Consider the following 15,555-nt stretch of genomic DNA (forward strand, 5'->3'; position numbering starts at 1 on the left):
CTTTTGCAAAAAAAGCCCTGCTAACTAAGTAGCAGAGCTAGGAGTGAGCTTAGATATCTGTCGCGTTTTGCGCTGTATCTGGAAGAACTTTTGGTTTGCGAAGATGGAAGAAAACCGTTAAACCAAAGAAAAGTGCAAAGAGGGCAATTTTAGCGATATAACCACCTAAAATAGTCGCATTAGTCACACTTCGAAATGTCTCATCTGTCATCGTTTGAATTACTGCTCGACCTGCGACAAAGCTATAGGTACTTAAAATCAGAGTGCCAAATAAGTAACCAATATAAATATAAGAAGCTGTTTCCCCCTGTTTACGAACCAAATAAACAACTACCGCGACCATTGCTAACAAGAGGAGTACGGCAAAAATCTTCATAACCATATTAGACTGCAATTCCACTGACGCACGCGTCGTAGAAATCACCTCATCAACATTTGGAATACCTGCTTTTTCATAAGAATGACGAAGTTTTTCCTCATCAAAAGATGTAAAAAATACCGACCAAATACGCGAAAGGCTTGATAGGCCTGACAATACTGCAAAAACAATTAAATGTGTCCAACTCTTTTTCATAAGACACCTCCTTTTTATAAAACATTGTAAGCGTTTCTCTGAAAATTGTCAACACTAAAAAGAACCTGGGACTCAATCCTAGGTTCTATACTATTTATGAAAGTTTCCAGATGTCTTCGTTGTACTGAGCGATTGTACGGTCAGATGAGAAGAAGCCTGCTTTCGCGATATTAACAATAACTTTTTCAAGCCAGCTATCACGGTCTTCGTAGTTTGCCAACATTTGCTCTTTCACAGCGATGTAGTCTTCCAAGTCTAAGAGGGTCATAAACCAGTCTTTGACAATGAGCTCATTGTGGAGGCGTTCCAAACGTTCTGCATTTCCAAGGGCCAATACTTCGTCACTCACGATAAAGTCTACCAATGGTTTGATCGCATCTTTTTCGTAGAAATCACGAGATACATAACCTTGGTTATCATACAAGTCGATGACTGTTTGGCTATCTTGACCGAAGACATAGATGTTTTCATCGCCAACCAATTCATGGATTTCAACGTTAGCGCCGTCTTCTGTTCCCAAAGTAAGGGCACCATTAAGCATAAATTTCATGTTACCAGTACCAGATGCTTCTTTTGATGCAAGTGAAATTTGCTCTGAAATATCTGCTGCTGGAATGAGGAAGCTTGCTGCGGTTACGTTGTAGTTTTCAACCATAACGACTTGCAAGTGTGGTGCCACTTGTGGGTCATTGGCAATCAACTCAGACAAGCAAAGAATCAAGTGAATGATGTCTTGGGCAATGGTGTAAGCTGGTGCTGCTTTTCCTCCAAAGAATACGGTCAATGGACGAGCTGGGATGTTGCCAGCCTTGATATCCAAATACTTGTGAATCACATAAAGGGCATTCATCTGTTGGCGTTTGTACTCATGAAGACGTTTGATTTGGATGTCGAAGATAGAATTTGGATTGATGTTCACACCTTGATGTTGGTTCAAGAAACGTTGCAATTTGCGTTTGTTGTGTGTTTTGATTGATTCCAATTTTTCTTTAACAGCAGCATCTTCTTTGTAGTTGAGGAATTCTTCCAATTGAGCTGCGTCACGATGGTAAGCTGTACCGAGTAAGCTATCCAAGTAGTGAGACAAGCTTGGGTTACAGTGCATGAGCCAACGACGGAAAGTAATACCGTTTGTTTTGTTGTTGAATTTTTCTGGATAAAGGTCGTAGAATGACTTGAGCTCAGAAGACTTAAGAATTTCTGTATGGAGGGCTGCTACACCGTTGACTGAATAGCCATAGTGAATATCCATATGTGCCATGTGCACACGACCAGATTCGTCAATGATATAAGTTGAGCTATCTGATACTTCTTCTTTCACACGACGGTCCAATTCTTCAATGATTGGTACCAAGTGTGGTACAACTTCTTGCAAGAAGTCCAATGGCCATTTTTCCAATGCTTCTGCCAAGATTGTGTGGTTTGTGTAGGCAGTCATTGATTTTACGATTGAAACAGCTTCATCAAAGTCGATACCACGGTCTGTCAAGAGACGGATAAGTTCTGGAATCACCATTGATGGGTGAGTATCGTTGATTTGTACGACAGCGTAGTCTGCCAAATCATGAAGGTTACTGCCTTTTTCAATCGCTTCGTCAATCAAGAGCTGAGCTGCATTTGACACCATGAAGTATTGTTGGAAGATACGGAGCAATTCTCCTTGACGGTCTGAGTCATCTGGATAGAGGAAGAGTGTCAAGTTCTTCAAGATATCTGTCTTATCAAAGTCAATACCTTGACCAATAATGCTGCTATCTACAGAGTCCAAATCAAAGAGACGTAGGCGGTTTTTCGTTGCTGTTTTGTAACCTGGTACATCAATGTCATAAAGAGTAGAAGTCAAGTTAAAATGTGCGAAAGGTACTTGGTAAGAAACTGCTGATTTGGTCAACCAGCTGTGGTCCGTAATCCATTCGTTTGGTTCTGTAAATTGTTGGTTGTCTTGGAAAACTTGTTTGAAGAGACCGAAGTGGTAGTTGAGACCAACACCGTCACCGTTCAAGCCAAGTGTCGCAATTGAGTCAAGGAAACAAGCTGCCAAACGACCCAAACCACCATTTCCCAAAGATGGCTCTAATTCCATGCTTTCAATCTCAATCAGGTCTTTACCTGCTTCTGTCAATTGAGCTTTCACTTCATCGTAAAGTCCAAGGTTAATTAAGTTATTTGACAACAATTTACCAATCAAAAACTCAGCTGAAATGTAATAAACTTTTTTCTTGCCTTGATTGGTTGGTTTTGCAGAACTTGTTTGTTTGCTGAGTTCCAACAAAGCATAGTAAAGTTCTTGGTTATCGCATTCTTGAATGGTTTTATTGTATTTTTCCGAAATAAATCCTTGTAAATTAAGTGTCATTTTTTTCTCCATTTTTCTTGATCTTTAGTGAAATTTCGCCTCTGTATTGACGCGACGATAAGTTTCTGTATAGTCTAGCAATTCTGCTTCAATAGCTGGGGTCAATTGGTCTGCGGTCATGCGCCATACCCAGTTGCCGCCTAGAGTATTTGGCAAGTTCATACGTGTGGATGCATCCAAGTCTAGCAAGTCCTGCATAGTGACAACTGCCATAAAGGCCACAGATGAGAAGAGCATACGGAACATGGCTTGACGAACAGTTTCGTCTGGGCGACGATTGCTGTATTTGTCAAGGAAGTCACGTCCTTCTTGTCCCATTTCAGCTTCATACCAACCTTTTAGCGTGTGGTTATCGTGTGTTCCTGTGTAGGCCACCACATTGTTGCAATGGTTATGTGGCATTTCGATGCTGTCTCCATTTGGATTAAAGGCAAATTGCAAGACTTTCATACCAGGGAAGCCTGTTGTTTCACGCAATTCAATCACCTTATCCGTTACAGAACCAAGATCTTCTGCGATGATATTCAAATCGCCGAGTTCAGCCTTGATGGTTTCAAAGAGTTCAAAACCTGGTGCCTCAACACGATAGCCGTTAACAGCTGTTTCTTCTCCCGCAGGGATTTCCCAGAAAGAAGCAAAGCCGATGAAGTGATCGATACGAACCATATCGTAAATTTTGAAGCTTTCACGAAGACGAGCAACCCACCAAGTAAAGCCATCTGCTTTCATCGCATCCCAGTCATAGATTGGATTGCCCCAAAGTTGACCAACTGCAGAAAATCCATCTGGTGGACAGCCGGCAACAACACTCGGACGACCTTCTTCGTCTGTCTTGAAGAATTGTGGATTTGCCCACATATCAGAAGAGTCTGCAGCGATATAAATCGGCATATCTCCGACAAATTCAATGCCGTGTTCATTTGCATAAGTTTTCAAAGCATGCCATTGGCTAAAGAAGAAGTACTGTGTCACACGGTGGTAGTCAATGGCATCCGCCAAACGAGCACGATAGTCTTCCAAGGCTTGCGGTTGACGCAAACGAATCGCATCGTCTTCCCATTCTGTCCAAGCCTTCAAATCAAAATGCTCTTTGATAGCCATGTACTCAGCAAATGTATCCAACCAATCTTTTTGTTCTTCTAAGAAAACTTGGTAGCCTGCTGGTACATCTTGTTCTTTGAAACGAACAACTGCTTTCTCCAAGATAGGACGGCGTACTTGGAACAACTGAGCATAGTCTACCTGACTAGGATTGTCTCCAAAGAAAACTCCATCCAAGTCTTCTGCAGTAAGCAAGCCCTGCTCCACCAAGAAATCCAAATCAATAAAGTTGGTATTTCCTGCGAAGGCTGAAAATGATTGGTATGGAGAATCTCCATAACTTGTTGGACCCAGCGGTAAAATTTGCCAGTACCGTTGTTTTGTTCGTACTAGAAAATCAACAAAGTCGTAGGCAGCTTTCCCCATAGAACCGATGCCATACTGACCTGGTAGAGATGAAATGTGCATGAGCACACCACTTTGACGTTCTTTCATATTCTGTTACCTCACAAAGAGTAATGTTTCCTGAGGCGCGCAAACGTTTGCCTTGATTTGATTATACAGTGTTAGCGCTAACAAATCAAGAGGAAATTGATTTTTTCTGTATTTTCGACAAAAATTATCCCTTTACTACTACTAAATACCTTTTATCAAAAAATTTTTTTTGCAACTTTTTTGATAAAAGGGCTTGCAAGCGTTTTCTGAATGTGGTATACTAAACTCAAGTTAAGAAAACGTTTGCGCAAGCAACCTTTCGACAAAAATTTTAGGAGGTCCAATCATGAATTGGAAAAAATTAGCTGTAGGTACTTTGTCCCTTGCTTCTGTTGCTACACTTGCTGCATGTGGTAGCTCTTCTTCATCAAAAGAGAGCGGTTCAGACTCAAAAACTCTGACTATCTCTGTAGATACTGGTTACACAAAATACATCGACAGTATCAAGGAAAAATTTGAAAAAGAAAACGGTGTGAAGATTAAAGTCAAAGAAGAAGCTATGACTGACACTTTGGATAAATTGCCAACAGACGGACCAACTGGTGCTGCTGCTGATGTCATGATGGCTCCATACGACCGTGTTGGTGGACTTGGTTCAGAAGGTCAAATCGCTGAAGTATCACTTGGCAATAAAAAACAATACGATAACACAGCTACAAGCTTGGTAACGTTGAAAGGTAAAGTCTACGGAGCACCAGCTGTTATCGAAACACTTGTTCTTTACTACAATAAAGACCTTATCAAAGAAGCACCAAAAACATTTGCTGAGTTAGAAGCTCTTCAAAAAGATCCTAAATACGCCTTCAAAGGTGAAGATGGTAAATCAGTTGCCTTCCTTGCTAACTGGACAAACTTCTACTTTGCATACGGTTTGTTAGCTGGTAACGGTGGTTATGTATTTGGCGACAATGGTACAAAAGCTAAAGACCTCGGACTTGGCAACGAAGGCGCTATCAAAGGACTTGAGTACGCTAAAACTTGGTACAGCATGTGGCCACAAGGTATGCAAGACACTACTAAAGCTGGTGACTTCATCACTGAACAATTCACATCAGGTAAAACTGCTGCAATCATCGACGGCCCTTGGTCAGCTGCAGCTCTTAAAGAAGCTGGTGTAAACTACGGTGTTGCAACAATTCCTACACTTCCAAACAACGGTAAATATGAAGCCTTCGGTGGTGGTAAAGCTTGGGTTGTTTCTAACTACAGCAAAAACATGAAAGTTGCACAAAAATTCCTTGACTACGTTACAAATGAAGAAAACCAAAAATCATTCTACGATGCAACTCAAGAAATTCCTGCTAACACAGCAGCTCGCACTTACGCTTCAGAAAAAGGTAACGAGTTGACTACAGCGGTTATCTCACAATTTGCTGATGCTCAACCAATGCCAAACATCCCAGAAATGGCTGAAGTTTGGGGACCTGCCGGAACTATGTTCTTCGATGTAGCATCTGGTAAAAAATCTGCTGCTGATGCAAGTAAAGAAGCAAGCAAATTGATTAAAGACGCTATTGAACAAAAATATTCTGAATAATAGAATGTCAAAAAGCTGATTCAGAAAATTTCTGTTCAGCTTTTTATCTCCTTATCAGGCCTGGTAGGGAGGTAAAAGATTGAACAGGAAAACCTGATAACAAAAAACAACTTATAGAAAGGATGTCCCCATGACACACGAGCATTCCCAAAAACAAAACCCACGTCTTGCTATGTGGCTCTCTCTAGTTCTCGGACTGGGTCAACTCTATAACAAACAGCGCGCCAAAGGCTTCATCCTACTGGCCGTCTTCCTCCTTGAAGTAATTGAAATTATTACTTTTGGTATCCCTGCTATTGCAGGACTCATCACACTAGGTGATACACCCGTTGTGGACCACTCGCTCTTCCTTTTGATTAAAGGTTCTATGCAGATAATCATCTTCGTTGTGATGGCCATTATCCATATCGTCTGCATGAAAGATGCCAAGGATACTGCAAATCTTATCAACCAAGGTTTCTCTGTTCCAATGACAGCCAAAGAAACTTTCCAAGGTATCTACGAAAATGGATTCCCTTATCTTTTAACCATCCCAGCTTACTTGGCTATGGCCTTCGCCATCGTCTTCCCTGTATTGGTAACACTCTTTATCGCCTTTACAAACTACGATTTCCGCCATGTGCCACCACAAAAACTCTTGGACTGGGTCGGAGTAAGGAACTTCCTCAACATCGTACAATTGAGTACTTTCCGTACAGCATTTGGTTCTGTCCTTTCTTGGACATTCATCTGGACGCTCTGCGCATCTACTCTACAAATCATCATCGGGGTCGCAACTGCTATCATCGCAAACCAACCATTTATCAAATTTAAACGTGTATTTGGTGTTATCTTCTTGCTTCCATGGGCTGTACCTGCCTTCATTTCCATCATGAGTTTTGGTAACTTCTTCAACGACTCAATCGGTGCGATGAACGTGCAAGTTCTTCCATTTATCGAGAAAATCTTGCCATTCCTTGACTTTGGTATCGTTCCTTGGAAAACAGACCCTACCTTTACAAAAATTGCCCTCGTCATGGTGCAAGGTTGGCTTGGTTTCCCATACATCTACATCTTGGTATCTGGTATCCTCCAATCTATCCCATCTGACCTCTATGAAGCAGCCGTTATCGACGGTGCAACTGCTTGGCAAAAATTCTGGAAAATTACACTTCCAATGATCTTGGCAGTGGCTGCTCCAACCTTTATCTCTCAATACACATTTAACTTCAACAACTTCTCTATCATCTACCTCTTCAACAACGGTGGACCTGGTAGCGTCGGTGGTGGTGCTGGTTCGACAGATATCCTGATTTCTTGGATTTACAAATTGACAACACAAACATCCCCTCAATACTCAATGGCATCTGCTGTGACCTTGATTATCTCATTGATTGTCATCTCAGTATCATTGGTAACCTTTAAGAAATTCAACGCATTCAACATGGAGGACAGATAAATGGCAACTAAAAAAATCAATAGTTCTCTAAAAAGAAAACGCTTTTTGACACAATTTTTCACCTATGCCTATCTGCTCATCCTTGCAGTAGTCATTCTCTTCCCGATTTTGGTAACGATTAGCTCTGCCTTCCGTCCAGGTAACGTGACTGCCTTCACCTTTACTCTTGGTGGTGAATGGACCTTGGCGAACTTCCAACGTCTCTTTACCGAAACTCTCTACGGACGCTGGTACTGGAATACGATTATCGTAGCCGTCTTTACCATGCTGATCCAGGTGACCGTCATTACCATGATTGGTTATGCCTACAGTCGCTACAACTTTGTCGGCAAGAAAAAGAGCTTGCTCTTCTTCCTCATCATTCAAATGGTACCTACAATGGCTGCCCTCACTGCCTACTTCGTTATGGCTTGGCTCTTTAATGCTTTGAACCAATACTGGTTCCTCATTCTCATCTATGTCGGCGGTGGTATCCCAATGAATGCTTGGCTCATGAAGGGCTACTTCGATACCGTACCTTATGACTTGGATGAGTCAGCAAAATTGGACGGTGCTGGACACTTGCGTATCCTTTGGCAAATTGTCTTGCCACTGGTTAAACCAATGATTGCCGTACAAGCTCTCTGGGCGTTTATGGGACCTTTTGGAGACTACATGCTTTCTAAATTCTTGCTTCGTTCGCAAGAGTACTACACAGTCGCAGTTGGTCTTCAAACTTTCATCTCTGATGTGAAAAATCAAAAAGTAACTCTCTTTGCAGCTGGTGCTATCCTCATTGCTGTTCCAATCTCTATCCTCTTCTTCTTCCTACAAAAGAACTTTGTTTCTGGTTTGACAGATGGTGGTACGAAAGGATAGTTGACAAGTTTCCCTACAAACTTTATAGTAATGTAGAAAGCTTATTACACAAAAGAAAGTGGTGCAAGAGTACTTGTCCCATTTTCTTTTTCTGGTCATATGGACCTTAGAAAGGCATTTCTATGCTACCTTATCCATTTTCTTACTTTGCAAATACATTCTCAGCTCAGCGCATTTTTGCTGGTCGGAAGAGATTAAACTTTTGGCAAGGTCTGCTCACTAGTCTTTTTCTAATTGCACTTTTGGTGTTTCCAAATAGTCTGCACATCGCTCGTATGGATTCCTATCCCTTAGATACGATGATTCCTGGCATCTATAGCCCTCTGACTCCTCAAGTGATGGACGATTTGAAGCAGATTACGATTACTGATGGTAAACTCAGCTACACTGGAAAAGATCATGGGCAAGTCTATTTTGATGAAACTGCTCACCAGCTAAGCGGATTTTCCTACCAATTGGCCACCAAGCAGATTATCCTTCGAAATGACGACAAGACACTGGCTGAAATTTCATACAAAGATCTGAAAACTAGTGATTTCCAATCTAGAAAAGAGCTGACACAGGCTCTATCTAAGGCTTGGTTCAAGACAAACCGTGCCAGTATCACTCTTCTTCTAATCACCGTATCCAGTCTTCTTTTAGGGGTGAATTTCCTCATTTTGCTCTTGGGAGCAAGTGGTATTCTCTACCTAACTAAGCGGTCTAAATTGTTTGATTTTACGAGCTTTGGTCAATGTGTGACCTTTACTCTAAACTGCTTGGGCATTCCAACCCTAGTTGCCTGCTTAACTGGACTATTTGGTGTTCAGATTGCTAACCTTATCACAATACAAAATGTACTTTTTGTGCTACTCTTAATCTGGGTATTTTTCAAAACAAAATTCAAAGATCAAGCATAGGGAGGCAATTATGCGTACTACTATCAAAGACGTGGCAAAATTGGCTGGTGTCTCGCCATCTACTGTCACTCGCGTTATCCAAAATAGCTCTTCTATCAGCCAACAAACAAAAGACACTGTTCGCAAGGCTATGCAAGAGTTAAATTACCATCCAAATCTCAATGCTAGAAGCCTTGTCAGCAGCTACAGCCAAGTGATCGGGCTCATTCTCCCTGTAGAGTCGGACACCTTCTACCAAAATCCCTTCTTCCCTCAGGCTTTGCGGGGGATTTCTCAGGTTGCTGCAGACAACGGTTACGCCATCCAGATTAGTACAGGAAAAGATGATAATCAGCGATTAGAAGCTGTTTCTCAGATGGTTTACGGTCGTCGGGTGGATGGGCTGATTTTCCTCTATTCACAACCAGATGATCCGCTTGTCAAGTTAGCACTGCAGCATAACTTCCCGTTTCTCGTTTTAGGGAAGGCTATTTCTCCTTTTGTCTCTCTGGTGGACAATGACAATATTCAAGCATGCTATGAAGCAACCGAATATTTTATCAAAAAAGGATACAAAAACATTGGTTTTGTCGGTGGGAACAAGGAATTGGTCGTTTCACAAGACCGTTACGAAGGCTATAAACAAGCACTTAAAGCCTACGATATTCCACTTAAAGAATCCAAGGTCAAATTTTCTGCCGGTTTCCTTCTGGAAGATAATTCGTACAAGATTATTCAGAAATTGGTCAAACAACCTCTTGACGCCATCGTTACAACCGACACCATCGTAGCTGAAGGGGTCATGGCGTATCTAGATGAAATCGGACTCAAATTGCCGATCATCTCCTTTGACTCAGTTCGTCCAAAGGTAAAAGTCGATGCCTATGTCGATATCAACGCTGTAAAACTAGGACAAGAAGCACTCAAAACACTCCTACAAATCATCGGTGACAGCAAGGAAAATCGTCAAGTCTGCTACCGTCAACTGATTCCACATACTATCATTGAACTTTAGAAAGGAATTTCTCGGCTCATGGCCTTACGTCAATTCAAAGCTTTTTTAGATACAGAACAGCTCATCCGTGTCCAAATGGATGCCAGCCTCCCACACGAAAACATGGTTTTCCGTCTGGAAAACGAAACAACCAACCTCCAACTAAAACTCCTCTCCACAGTTGAAGAACAAGATATGATTACCTTCCAACTGAAAAGCCCTCATAAAGTTGATTTGAAGTCTTTTTACACGACTCTTGACCAAGACCGTAACCACACAGAGTTGGCTTTTGGAGACATCGTCCGCAGCAAAGTCTTCGATAAAACTTTTGCCTACAAAGGCACAGACCTAGGTGCAACTTACAGCTCTAAGAGCACAACTTTCCGTTTTTGGGCCCCAATTTCAAGACAGGCTTTTGTGGTCATTGAGGGGACTCCTCATGCCATGGAAAAAGGAAAACAAGGCAGCTGGATGGCTACAGTTTCTGGCGACTTAGAGGGGAAAACTTACTGCTACCTTCACCGTGTCAATGGAGAATGGCTTGAAGTACATGACCCTTATGCACTTTCTTCGCAAGCCAATTCTGGCCATAGCTACATCGTCAATCCAGACAAATTCGTAAAACCACTCCCTCTTGAAAAGACGCTCCCGATTTCGCAAGCTATTATCTATGAAATGAGCGTCCGTGATTTTTCACAACAAAAAGAAGCAGGCTTCCAACATGCCAGTCAATTTATGGGCCTTACCGAATCTCCAACACTCGACGGACAAAGTATTGGTTTTGACTACGTGAAAAATCTTGGCATTACACACGTTCAGCTCATGCCTTTGTATGACTTTGGAAGTGTCGACGAAACGCAGCCTCAGACAGTTTACAACTGGGGCTACGACCCCGTTCAGTACAATGTTCCTGAAGGATCTTTCTCATCAAATCCAAACGATCCCTATGCACGAATCATCGAACTGCAAGAAGCTATCAACCACTACCACAAGGCTGGTATTGGAGTAACCATGGATGTTGTCTACAACCACGTTTACAACGCAGATACCTTCGCTTTTGAGCGCATCGTTCCAGGTTATTTCTTCCGCTATGACGACAAGCGTCAGCGCGTATCCGGTACCTTCTGCGGCAATGATGTGGCCAGTGAACGCGCCATGGTTGGACGTTACATTCGTCAATCTCTCAAGCAGTGGGTTGAACTCTATGGATTTGACGGTTTCCGCTTTGACCTTATGGGAATCCTTGACTCGGATACAATCAATACAGCGGCTCAGGAATTGCGTGCTATCAATCCGGCTCTTTATCTCTATGGCGAAGGCTGGAAAATGGCTACCGGACTTGACTTTGATCAACTCGCTCATCAATATAATGCAAAAAAACTTCCTGATATCGCATTTTTCAACGATGACTACCGTGACAGCTTCAAAAAACTCATCCTCAATCCACAACGATTGGTTGAAAAGCAAGAGCACGAAAAAATACAAAATCTACTAGCTGCTAGCCGAAATGGACATTATATCAGTCCAGAGCAATCACTCAACTACATCGAGTGCCATGACAATGCAACTGCTTTTGACTATTTCCACATTGAGGATCCAAGTTGGACCGTTCATCAGCAAAAACGGGCAGCTAGCTTTGGTCTGCAGCTGACATTGATTGCTCAAGGAACAGCCTTCCTGCATAGCGGTCAAGAATTTTTCCGTACCAAGGATGAAATTGATAACACTTATAACATTCCTGATAGCGTTAACCGCCTCGATTGGACACGTGCGCTTACTTACCAAGAGCATGTTCAATTTATTAGTCAGCTCATCCAATTCCGCAAGGAACATCCTATGATGACGCAGGCAGATTACGATAGCATACACACGGTCAGCGATTTCTACTGGTTGACAGAGTTTGTACTCCGCTACACACTTCGCCAAGGCGATGAAGAATTGCAATTTATCATCAATTTTGCATCGACAGATTTTGAATTTGCAAAAGAAGCAGATCAAACCGTGCTATTCAACTATCCTCCGCTAGAAGCTCAAACGGAAGAACCATTCACCATCGCGGGGCAAAGCATCTGTATCTTAAGTAATTAAAAAACCACCAGTGGTGGTTTTTTAATTTATTTCATCAACCAAATCTATAATTTTTCTACCAATCCGCTCAACATCATTTTGCAGACCGCGTAGTTCAAAATTATCAATGACTGGAAATCCGAAGCGCTCTGCATATTGCTTGGCAGTCAGACAATACTGATGATTAAAGTTTCGATTGCCCGAACCGACAATTCCTAAGCAGCGCTCGTGATTATCCTCATAGGCGATAAAATCACCCAAAGGATTTGTCAAAATCTCGGTATCACCATTGTCTACGCCATTTCCACCTTCGAGATAGGTAGGTAGAAAAGCCACAAAGGGGGCGTCTAAGGCGTAAAATGGTATTTCTTCCTTAACCAAATCCTTGACGTGAACAGACTCTATCTCCAAATCCGTCTGGAATTGAAAAAAACTGGTAAGGCGATTTACAAAACTCTGTGTATTGCCACTAAGGCTAATATAAACTAGATAAATTTTTTTCTTCATTGGGCTCCTTTCATTTTATTTTTTATAAATGCCCCTTACCTTATTCCAAGTCTACAAAACGGCCGATGATTTGCACGTTTTCAGACACGGATACAAATGCTGCTGGGTCCGTTTTTTTCATATAAAACTTAAAATCATTGAATTCTGCACGAGTAATAACCGCCAGTAACACTGATTTTTTCTCGTGGTTGTAGGTCCCTTCGGCTTCATTGATACAGGTTACGCCGCGGTGAAGTTTCTTATGCACCATCTTAATCACCGCATCAGGATGACTGGTGATAATCATAGCCTGCATTTTCTTTTGCTTGGTGTAAATGGCATCTGTCACTTGTGTCATGACAAACAGAGCCACCATAGAGTAGAGAGCAGATTGCCATCCAAAAAGGATACCTGCCCCTGCAATAATGAATGCATTGACAAAAAGAGAAATCTTTCCAACTGTACGCCCATTTTTCCGACGAATCGTTAGACTGACAATATCCGTTCCGCCGCTTGAAATGTTATTTTTCAGGGCAAATCCAATCCCTGTCCCGAGAAAGAGGCCACCGAAAATCGCATTGATCAAAGGATCGTGCGTCAGGGGAACAACAGGAATAAACTGAATAAAAAGGGAACTCATCGTTACCGTGATAAAGGTAAATATGGTAAATTTATGTCCAATCGTATACCAAGCCATAATCAACAAGGGCAGATTGATGGCATAAAAAGAAATTGAAATAGGAATCCCTGCGCCAAGCGTCCGTTCCGTTACGGTGTGGATAATCTGCGCCAGACCCGTCACACCTGTCGAGTAGACCTGACCTGACTGGTAGAAAAAGTTGACAGCAATACTAGACAAGAGACCATAGACGATGGAAGCGGATATTTTTTCCGCGTATTTTTCACGTGAAATACTACGTAAGGTTTTTAAAAGTCCAACCCTACGCGCACCTCTGCGTAGGAAATAGCGTAATTTCTTGATAAATGTGGTTTTTCTCACCATGTTTCTCCATGCAAAACGAGCCTAGGGCTCGTTTCTTTCTTATTCCGGTAAGTGAATGTGCAAGGCCAATTCATCCAATTGAGCACCTGAAACCGTACTTGGGGCCTGAGTCATCGGGTCGCTTGCTTTATTATTTTTAGGGAAGGCAATGACTTCGCGAATATTGTCCTTACCTGCCAAAATCATGACAAAGCGGTCAAGTCCAATCGCCACTCCACCATGTGGTGGGAATCCATAGTCCATGGCTTCTAACAAGAATCCAAATTGTTCCTTAGCTGACTCAGCTGTAAAGCCAAGCGCTTTGAACATCCGTTCTTGCATGTCTTTTTGGTTAATACGAAGGCTTCCGCCACCAAGCTCATAGCCATTCAAAACGATATCGTAGGCTACTGCTTTTACCTTAGCCAAATCACCCTCTAACTCATGAGCAGACTCGTTTGTCGGCAAAGTGAAGGGATGGTGAGCTGACATGTAACGGCCCTCTTCTTCAGACCATTCAAACATTGGCCAATCCACAACCCACAAGAAGTTAAATTTAGCTTGGTCAATCAAATCCAACTCTTTGGCAATGCGTGTGCGAAGCGCACCAAGTGTATTGTTGGCAACTTCCAATGTATCTGCTACAAACAAAACAAGGTCATTATCTTCAAGCTGTAAAGTTTCTGTCAACTTACTTTCCACACTTGTCAAGAATTTGGCAACTGGTCCTGCAAGAGCACCCTCTGCTACCTTAACCCAGGCAAGACCTTTGGCGCCGAACTGTTTTGCGACTTCTGTCAGCTTATCAATGTCTTTACGTGAATACTTGTCTGCATTATTTTTTACAACGATTGCTTTCACAACAGGTGCTTCTGAAAAGACTTTGAAGTCAACTTCCTTGACAACATCTGTCAAGTCTTGCAAGAGCATCTCAAAACGAGTATCCGGTTTATCTGAACCGTAGTTGTTCATGGCATCATCGTAGGCCATACGTGGGAAAGGAAGAGTGACGTCCATTCCTTTTGTTTCTTTCATGACACGGGCAATCATACCTTCAACGATGTCTTGAATTTCTTGGTCTGATAAGAAAGAAGTCTCCAAGTCAACTTGTGTAAACTCAGGTTGACGGTCACCACGGAGGTCTTCATCGCGGAAACATTTTACGATTTGGTAATAACGGTCAAAGCCAGCATTCATCAGCAGTTGCTTTGTAATCTGTGGACTTTGTGGCAAAGCATAGAAATGACCTTGATTCACACGACTTGGTACCAAGTAGTCACGCGCGCCTTCTGGAGTTGATTTTGTCAACATTGGTGTTTCCACATCGATGAACTCCAATTCATCCAGGTAGTTACGGATAGAATGTGTCACTTTTGCACGTAATTTGAAGTTTTCAAGCATCTCTGGACGACGCAAGTCAAGGTAGCGGTAACGCATACGCGTGTCGTCATTAGCTTCAATACCATCTTTGATTTCAAATGGGGTTGTCTTGGCGCTGTTTAGAACTTCAAGAGTGTCGACTTTCAACTCGACCGCACCTGTTGCCAACTGATCATTAGCTTGTTCACGCGCAGCAACAGTACCTGTCACTTCAATGACATACTCGCTACGAAGAGTTTCTGCGGTTGCCATCACTTCTGGTGATACTTCCTCAGGATTGATGACCAACTGCATGATTCCTTCACGGTCACGAAGGTCGATAAAGATAAGACCTCCAAGGTCACGACGACGACCAACCCAACCTTTCAAGGTAATTTTATTTCCGATGTGCTCACTACGAACACGCCCAGCATACATAGAACGTTCCATATTTATCCTCTTTTTGCTTTATTCATTCCTTATTATTCTA

The 15,555-nt window shown here is 42.3% G+C and carries 12 protein-coding genes; 6 read left to right on the forward strand and 6 right to left on the reverse strand.

What is annotated here, in order from left to right; genetic code table 11:
• Positions 1–49: 49 nt before the first annotated feature.
• The 3 genes from ABID27_RS08475 to malQ form a co-directional block, all read right to left on the reverse strand.
• On the reverse strand, positions 50–574 hold the full coding sequence (locus ABID27_RS08475; RefSeq protein ID WP_253364663.1) for an ABC transporter permease: 525 nt from the start codon (positions 572–574) through the stop codon (positions 50–52).
• A gap of 94 nt (positions 575–668) precedes the next feature.
• Positions 669–2,930, reverse strand: a complete 2,262-nt coding sequence (locus ABID27_RS08480) for a glycogen/starch/alpha-glucan phosphorylase (RefSeq protein ID WP_354281546.1) — start codon at positions 2,928–2,930, stop codon at positions 669–671.
• A gap of 24 nt (positions 2,931–2,954) precedes the next feature.
• Positions 2,955–4,466, reverse strand: a complete 1,512-nt coding sequence (malQ, locus tag ABID27_RS08485) for a 4-alpha-glucanotransferase (RefSeq protein ID WP_354281548.1) — start codon at positions 4,464–4,466, stop codon at positions 2,955–2,957.
• A gap of 286 nt (positions 4,467–4,752) precedes the next feature.
• On the opposite strand from malQ, the gene ABID27_RS08490 reads away from it, so the two are divergent.
• From ABID27_RS08490 to pulA, 6 genes are all read left to right on the forward strand, one after another.
• Positions 4,753–6,003 carry an extracellular solute-binding protein gene (locus ABID27_RS08490; protein ID WP_354281550.1) on the forward strand — a complete coding sequence of 417 codons (1,251 nt, stop codon included), beginning with the start codon at positions 4,753–4,755 and terminating at the stop codon, positions 6,001–6,003.
• A gap of 130 nt (positions 6,004–6,133) precedes the next feature.
• On the forward strand, positions 6,134–7,441 hold the full coding sequence (locus ABID27_RS08495; protein ID WP_354281552.1) for a carbohydrate ABC transporter permease: 1,308 nt from the start codon (positions 6,134–6,136) through the stop codon (positions 7,439–7,441).
• Positions 7,442–8,299 (forward strand): sugar ABC transporter permease, encoded by an 858-nt coding sequence (locus tag ABID27_RS08500; RefSeq protein WP_354281554.1) that lies wholly within the window; start codon positions 7,442–7,444, stop codon positions 8,297–8,299. It begins immediately after the preceding gene.
• Between the two features lie 122 nt (positions 8,300–8,421).
• Positions 8,422–9,198 carry a DUF1189 family protein gene (locus ABID27_RS08505; protein WP_354281556.1) on the forward strand — a complete coding sequence of 259 codons (777 nt, stop codon included), beginning with the start codon at positions 8,422–8,424 and terminating at the stop codon, positions 9,196–9,198.
• A gap of 10 nt (positions 9,199–9,208) precedes the next feature.
• Entirely contained in the window at positions 9,209–10,192 is a 984-nt protein-coding gene (locus tag ABID27_RS08510) for a LacI family DNA-binding transcriptional regulator (protein WP_354281558.1), read from the forward strand.
• 18 nt (positions 10,193–10,210) lie between these two features.
• Positions 10,211–12,259 (forward strand): type I pullulanase, encoded by a 2,049-nt coding sequence (pulA, locus tag ABID27_RS08515; protein ID WP_354281560.1) that lies wholly within the window; start codon positions 10,211–10,213, stop codon positions 12,257–12,259.
• 21 nt (positions 12,260–12,280) lie between these two features.
• On the opposite strand, the gene nrdI is transcribed toward pulA, so the two are convergent.
• From nrdI to aspS, 3 genes are read right to left on the reverse strand one after another with little or no spacing between them, the layout of a single operon-like run.
• The gene (gene nrdI, locus ABID27_RS08520) at positions 12,281–12,745 is read right to left on the reverse strand and encodes a class Ib ribonucleoside-diphosphate reductase assembly flavoprotein NrdI (protein WP_253364643.1); all 465 of its coding nucleotides are present in this window, start codon (positions 12,743–12,745) and stop codon (positions 12,281–12,283) included.
• 40 nt (positions 12,746–12,785) lie between these two features.
• Positions 12,786–13,727 carry a YitT family protein gene (locus ABID27_RS08525; protein ID WP_354281561.1) on the reverse strand — a complete coding sequence of 314 codons (942 nt, stop codon included), beginning with the start codon at positions 13,725–13,727 and terminating at the stop codon, positions 12,786–12,788.
• 39 nt (positions 13,728–13,766) lie between these two features.
• Entirely contained in the window at positions 13,767–15,515 is a 1,749-nt protein-coding gene (aspS, locus tag ABID27_RS08530; protein ID WP_354281563.1) for an aspartate--tRNA ligase, read from the reverse strand.
• Between the last annotated feature and the right edge of the window lie 40 nt (positions 15,516–15,555).

It is taken from the genome of Streptococcus gallinaceus, from assembly GCF_040545695.1.
Classification (GTDB): domain Bacteria; phylum Bacillota; class Bacilli; order Lactobacillales; family Streptococcaceae; genus Streptococcus; species Streptococcus gallinaceus.

Excerpts from the sequence above, each read along its gene's own strand:
- ABID27_RS08490 (WP_354281550.1), top strand. The coding sequence starts at position 4,753 with ATGAATTGGAAAAAATTAGCTGTAGGTACTTTGTCCCTTGCTTCTGTT.
- nrdI (WP_253364643.1), bottom strand. The coding sequence starts at position 12,745 with ATGAAGAAAAAAATTTATCTAGTTTATATTAGCCTTAGTGGCAATACA.
- pulA (WP_354281560.1), top strand. The coding sequence starts at position 10,211 with ATGGCCTTACGTCAATTCAAAGCTTTTTTAGATACAGAACAGCTCATC.
- ABID27_RS08475 (WP_253364663.1), bottom strand. The coding sequence starts at position 574 with ATGAAAAAGAGTTGGACACATTTAATTGTTTTTGCAGTATTGTCAGGC.
- malQ (WP_354281548.1), bottom strand. The coding sequence starts at position 4,466 with ATGAAAGAACGTCAAAGTGGTGTGCTCATGCACATTTCATCTCTACCA.
- ABID27_RS08495 (WP_354281552.1), top strand. The coding sequence starts at position 6,134 with ATGACACACGAGCATTCCCAAAAACAAAACCCACGTCTTGCTATGTGG.
- aspS (WP_354281563.1), bottom strand. The coding sequence starts at position 15,515 with ATGGAACGTTCTATGTATGCTGGGCGTGTTCGTAGTGAGCACATCGGA.
- ABID27_RS08525 (WP_354281561.1), bottom strand. The coding sequence starts at position 13,727 with ATGGTGAGAAAAACCACATTTATCAAGAAATTACGCTATTTCCTACGC.
- ABID27_RS08510 (WP_354281558.1), top strand. The coding sequence starts at position 9,209 with ATGCGTACTACTATCAAAGACGTGGCAAAATTGGCTGGTGTCTCGCCA.
- ABID27_RS08505 (WP_354281556.1), top strand. The coding sequence starts at position 8,422 with ATGCTACCTTATCCATTTTCTTACTTTGCAAATACATTCTCAGCTCAG.
- ABID27_RS08500 (WP_354281554.1), top strand. The coding sequence starts at position 7,442 with ATGGCAACTAAAAAAATCAATAGTTCTCTAAAAAGAAAACGCTTTTTG.
- ABID27_RS08480 (WP_354281546.1), bottom strand. The coding sequence starts at position 2,930 with ATGACACTTAATTTACAAGGATTTATTTCGGAAAAATACAATAAAACC.